7 protein-coding genes are annotated in these 5,618 nt (G+C 35.1%); 2 read left to right on the top strand and 5 right to left on the bottom strand.

Features of this window, described 5'->3' with window-relative positions; genetic code table 11:
* Positions 1-9 precede the first annotated feature (9 nt).
* The 5 genes from AB1397_02235 to AB1397_02215 are packed head-to-tail and all read right to left on the bottom strand — an operon-like array spanning position 10 to position 3,188.
* On the bottom strand, positions 10-276 hold the full coding sequence (locus AB1397_02235; GenBank protein ID MEW6481810.1) for an Asp-tRNA(Asn)/Glu-tRNA(Gln) amidotransferase subunit GatC: 267 nt from the start codon (positions 274-276) through the stop codon (positions 10-12).
* Positions 258-854, bottom strand: coding sequence for an L-threonylcarbamoyladenylate synthase (locus tag AB1397_02230; protein ID MEW6481809.1), 597 nt, complete (start codon positions 852-854; stop codon positions 258-260). Before AB1397_02230 ends, AB1397_02235 begins: the two co-directional genes overlap by 19 nt.
* On the bottom strand, positions 848-1,114 hold the full coding sequence (locus tag AB1397_02225) for a hypothetical protein (protein MEW6481808.1): 267 nt from the start codon (positions 1,112-1,114) through the stop codon (positions 848-850). Before AB1397_02225 ends, AB1397_02230 begins: the two co-directional genes overlap by 7 nt.
* Complete coding sequence (locus AB1397_02220) at positions 1,111-2,205, bottom strand: DUF362 domain-containing protein (GenBank protein ID MEW6481807.1); 1,095 nt, start codon at positions 2,203-2,205, stop codon at positions 1,111-1,113. Before AB1397_02220 ends, AB1397_02225 begins: the two co-directional genes overlap by 4 nt.
* Before the next feature lie 38 nt (positions 2,206-2,243).
* Positions 2,244-3,188 carry a DRTGG domain-containing protein gene (locus tag AB1397_02215; GenBank protein MEW6481806.1) on the bottom strand — a complete coding sequence of 315 codons (945 nt, stop codon included), beginning with the start codon at positions 3,186-3,188 and terminating at the stop codon, positions 2,244-2,246.
* Positions 3,189-3,410: 222 nt separating this feature from the next.
* On the opposite strand from AB1397_02215, the gene AB1397_02210 reads away from it, so the two are divergent.
* Both AB1397_02210 and nadD read left to right on the top strand, forming a co-directional pair.
* A complete protein-coding gene (locus AB1397_02210; protein ID MEW6481805.1) occupies positions 3,411-4,640 on the top strand; it encodes a glutamate-5-semialdehyde dehydrogenase in 1,230 nt (409 codons plus the stop codon).
* Between the two features lie 257 nt (positions 4,641-4,897).
* A complete protein-coding gene (gene nadD / locus AB1397_02205) occupies positions 4,898-5,506 on the top strand; it encodes a nicotinate-nucleotide adenylyltransferase (protein MEW6481804.1) in 609 nt (202 codons plus the stop codon).
* The last annotated feature ends 112 nt before the right edge of the window (positions 5,507-5,618 follow it).

Genomic DNA, 5,618 nt, shown 5'->3' with positions numbered 1-5,618 from the left:
ATCCGAAATTCACTCTATCACCTTTGGAACCTTAAATTGGTTATCCTCAATGTATTTTGAAAGGCTTGAAATGGATGAAAGACCTGGTTTTACCTCATCTGGTCTCATCCGCCTTTCTTTTTCTTCTAAGTAAAAAGGCGCATCTTCTAAAACCTCGCTAATCTTTGAAATGTATTCAATGATTTTTGTCAATTCCTTTGTTAGCTTTTCTTCCTCATCCGGGGTAAGGTAAATATTGGAAAGGCCTGCGATGTATCTTATAACCTCTCTATCCATCTTAAAACCTCCTGATATATTGCCCCCCTCCTTAATATCTTTGGTTTTTCTGTCATATCAATAATTGTTGATGCAATACCTAAATTTGCATCTCCTCCATCAATGATAACATCAATACAAGAAGAAAGGCAAGCACAAACCTCATCTGCTTTTATTGCCTCTTTTTCCTTTGATATATTTGCCGATGTTGCTGCAATTGGTCCCTTAAGGCTTTTTAACAACAAAAGGGGGATTGGATGATTAGGAACCCTTAAGGCAATTTTAGGACCAACCCACAAGAATTCAGGAGAGGAATAAAGGATAATTGTAAGTGGGCCTGGCCAGAACCTTTCTGCCATTTTAAAAGCCTCCTTTGAAACATTCCCTGTCATCATTTCTAAATATGAAATATCTCCTATTAAAAATGGAATTGGCTTGTCTTCTTCCCTCTTTTTTATCTTATAAATCTTATAATATGCCCCTTTATTCTTTCCATCCACGCCTATTCCATAGACTGTATCTGTTGGAAAGGCAATTATCCCTCCATTTTTTAAACAAGAAACAGCAATTTCTATTTCATTTTCCTTTATCTTTAACATAAAAGATAATAAAAGAAAATACCATCCCTTAATTCTGGATAGCCCGTTTTTAGATCTCTAAATTTTAAGAGGTTTCCTTGCTTTTGATAGCGAATACAAAGGGGGAATAGTATCTCTGGATTGTTTGTTTTCTTTAATTCTTCTTCGTAATATAATTGTCCCTCTTTAAATTCCCATTTTAAAAAGCATCCTTTTGCAGTTTTAAGGTCTAAGAAGGCTGGATATAAAAATAAAAGAAGGAAAAATATACTCTTTTTCATTCATAAGACCTAAAGAGCTTTCCCCATTCTGTTTTCATAAATTTATTTATCCTTATTCTTCCAATTGTTGGATACCAAAGGATGTCGTGATAGAAATTTGAGGCAATTGGTGCCCAACGCCATAATGGTGAATGAAGAAGGATTCTTTCAAACCTTTGTAAAAATCCCTTTCTAATCATTTGGTCAACAAAGATAACAGGGCTTCTTTTTACCTTAAAATTCCAATTTTCATTGATTGTATCAATATCTCCAACAAGCTCTATATCCTTGATCTTACCAACACCGAGACCCATATCATTAGCCATTTTAATATATGGAATCTCCATTGGTTCAAATCCCATAAGCTTTGCTGATACAGCATCTATCGCAACCGAATCAGATGATGCCAATAGGACATTTTTTATCCTAGGAATCATAGTCCTAGGACCTGCACCATCTCCAGCAACACACCCATCCATTACAGCAAAAATACCAGGGTGAAGCTCTTTTTGCATAATAAGCAAGTCAACCAATGCCTCGTGGATGTATTTATGGGCATAGTGCCTGAATTCCTTTAGTAAGCCACCAAAGGCATTTTTTATAGCCCCTGTTGTAATTGAGTGTCCATGCGTCTTTATGGTTGGAAGATGTAGAATATCTTTTCCTATAAACATCTTTGGGATTAAAATACCTTCGGGAAATATCTTATCTATTACAAGAAGCCTTTCTTTAAACTTAAAAACCGTCCATTCTACCTCAGGAAGGCTTATAAATTTTAAGTGGTATTTCTTTAAGATAGAGAGCCATTTATTATCAGATGCTCCCTTTAAGGTGTTTGTAACCACGGTTTTATTCTCAACGGGAAATAGCTTTGAGGGAAGAAAACCATCCTCAATAAGGCAATTTAAAACACCATCAAGCTGCCAGGGTTCTGTTGAACAAGATGGAAAGTATTTCGTCCAGGAGAGATTGAGTTTAAGAATAAGGTCTCTTTCGCAAGAAAGGCATTTTTCATATTCAACCAAGTGAATGAGCCTTTTATAATCATCAATAATGGTTTGAGGGGATGTTTTAAGAATGGCAACCTTAGGCATTCCAAAGCACCAAAGCACCAAAGCACCAAAACACCAGTAAAATTCTTGCTAAATCCTTACTTAAATATTGCATTGGCTAAAGATTCGGTAAGCTCTTTTATCAAAGAAAGCTTTACCTTATTATCGGGGTTTATTCTTGGAATTATTTTTTCAATCTTATCTGCTGTGGTTAATGTGTCCCAGGAGACAGAAAGAATGGGAATTTTTCTTATTTCTGCCTTTCTTATAACCTCGGGCGAGGGAATAATATCGCCTGTGGTAATAATGCAGGATGTATCCTCTGTTAAGGCTGAAAGAATAAGGTCTGTCCTGTCTCCTCCCGTAATTACTGCCTTTTTATCTGTTCTTTCAAAATATCCTAAGGCATATTGAGGGGTCATTGCTCCCACGAGGATATGCTCAACCATTTTTGAAATGCCATCCTCTCCGGCTAAGAGATTTGCATCCAATGCCTCGTGAATTTGGGATACAGAGAGGGAAAAAAATTCCTCCCTTTTTGGAATAATTCCTAAAAATTCACCTTTAATTGTTTGAGAAGCCTTATTTAATACCACACCAAGGATAGCCTCGCCTCCTAATTCCTTTAAAAATGCCATTTCATCTTCCCATCCATTCTTTTCCTCAATAACAAGAAGGATTTTTGTATTTAATGCTTTGGCAATATGAAATGCCCCTAAGTGCTTTTTTTCTCCCCTTACAAGGTCTGATTCAATAATTATGTAATCTTTGTCTTCTGATATTTTATTATAAGCCTCTTTTATTTTTTCTAGAGAAATATCTTTTTCGGGAAAGAAAAGACCAGGGCATATTTCTTCATCAGAGAAAGAAAGCTTGCATATCTCCTTCATCAAGGGGATATCTTCATCAATCATTTTGCCACCCATAAGCCTCCTTTCACCAATTGGCTTAAAATACCCGCAATTCTTAAGGTTTAATGCAAAACCTATAGACAAAAAACTTTTTCCACACCTTCCTATTCCCGAAACAATAATAGACTTCATTTTTTAAAAAAATAATATCATTCAAAATTCTTTTCTGTCAAGAAAATTCTATTTTTTTAATTTAACGATAGCAAGAAATACCTTTATCTTTGGATATGGCCTTAAAACCCCCTTTAAAAGGCTATGTCCAAAGATAAGGTAAATTATGGAGAGAAAATGTTTTTATTTTAAATTAAGATAAAAATCCTTTACAAAAAATCTATCTTTTTTTAAACTAACATTATGGAAACAAGAGAAATTGCCAAAAAAGCCAAAGAGGTCTCCTATAAACTCCTTAGTCTTTCCTCAAAGGAAAAGGATGATATTCTTTTTAAAATAGCAAGTAAAATTTCTGAAAAAGAAAAAGCTCTGCTTAAGGAGAATGAGAAGGATTTAAGCTATGCAAAAGGAATAGGTCTCTCTTCTGCCTTGACAGATAGGCTTTTGCTTAATGAAAAAAGGGTAGGGGATATGGTTTCTGGAATTAGAGCTGTTGCCTTACTTCCCGACCCTGTTTTTGAGATCTATGATCTGACAAGGAGACCGAATGGGATGCTAGTTGGAAAAATGAGGCACCCTTTAGGTGTAATTGGGATAATCTATGAGGCAAGGCCAAATGTTACAGCCGATGCCTTTTCTCTCTGCTTTAAATCTTCTAATTCTGTAATATTAAAAGGTGGATCTGAGGCTTTAAATTCCAATAAATTTATTGTCAATCTTATAAAGGATGCTTTGGGAGATTTAAAGGACGCCATAGGGTTTATTGAGGAAAGAGAAGGCGTTAAGGAGTTAGCATCCCTTAAAGAATACATAGATTGCATAATATTACGGGGAGGAAGAAGGCTTATTGAAGAAATTGGAGAAGGAGCAAAGGTTCCTATTATTAGCCATGGAGAGGGGATATGCCATGTCTATATTGATAATGAGGCAGACCTTAAAATGGCAGAAGATATAGCTTATAATGCCAAAGTTCAAAGACCAGGGGTTTGTAATGCAATGGAGACATTGCTTGTTCACTCTGATATTGCAAGAGATATTCTACCAAATTTAATAAAAAGATTGAAGGATGCAGGATGTGAAATAAGGGGAGATGAAAGGGTAAGGGAGATTGTCCAAGATATTATTCCTGCCACAGAGGATGATTGGAAAACAGAATATTTAAGCCTTATTTTATCCATAAAAGTCGTTTCCTCTTTGGATGAGGCAATATTTCATATAAATCATTATGGCTCGCACCATTCTGACTCCATTATAACAAATTCTTATAGTAAAACTTTAAGATTTCTTAAGGAGATTGATTCTGCTAGTGTCTATGTAAATGTCTCAACCAGGTTCACCGATGGATTTGAATTTGGCTTAGGGGCTGAAATCGGCATATCAACCCAAAAGCTCCATGCCAGGGGTCCAATGGGGCTAAAAGAGCTTACATCCTCAAAATTCGTCATTTTTGGAGAGGGTCAGATTAGAAAATAAATTTTTTTGGCAGAATGAAGTTAAATGAAAACACTCTCACCCGATACACTGCCTATATTTCTACACCTGAAGATACTATCTTAAGTAAATTGCAATGGTATAAAATGGGTGGCGAGGTATCGGATAGAGAGTGGAGTGATGTATTAGGGGTATTGAAGGTGCAGGGGAGGCGATTGGATATTGTTGGGCAGATAAATTGAATTTAAAACATTTGTTGAAGAAAAGTCTGGAGGAAGCTGGAATAGAGGGATAAAATTATGAAGATTGGAATAATGGGTGGTGTATTTGACCCTGTCCATTTTGGCCATCTCCAAGCCGCAGAAATAGTTAAAGAAAAACTTGAACTTGAAATGGTTTTGTTTGTTCCATCAGGTATTCCTCCACATAAACCAAAACCAATTGCAAATTCAAAAGATAGATTTAAGATGTTAAAGTTATCCTTAAAGAATAATAAATCATTTATTCCAGTGAACCTTGAAATTAAAAAAGGGGGATATTCATATACAATAGATACAATTAGGGAGATAAAATCTATTTATGGCGATAAAAACGATTATTATTTTATCATAGGCACAGATACAATCCCCGAGCTTTGTAAGTGGAAGGATATAGAAAAGCTCTTTGGGATGATAAAATTTGTTGCCGTAACCAGAGAGGGGTTTAAAATTAAAGTCAAAAGTCAAAAGTCAAAAGTCAAAATTGCAAGTCAAAATTCAAAAATAGAGTTGGTTGAATTTCCCACATTGCCTGTTTCATCAAGCCTTATAAGGGAGAGGATAAAAAAGGGGCTTTCTATAAAATATTTGCTTCCCGATGATGTAGAAAGGTATATTCAAGAAAAGGGGCTTTACTTTATAAAATTTTGAATTCTAAATTTTGAATTTTGGATTGAAGGGTAAGTTTTATAAAATTTTTCCCCTTTTAATTCAAAATTCAACATTCAAAATTCAAAATTTTATATAAAGTTTTCCTTAAGAT

This window comes from bacterium (genome assembly GCA_040756715.1).
In the GTDB taxonomy this organism is placed as follows: Bacteria; UBA9089; UBA9088; order UBA9088; family UBA9088; genus JBFLYE01.
Note: the sequence above shows the minus strand (reverse complement) of the source record. Positions and strands in the feature narration are given on the sequence as shown.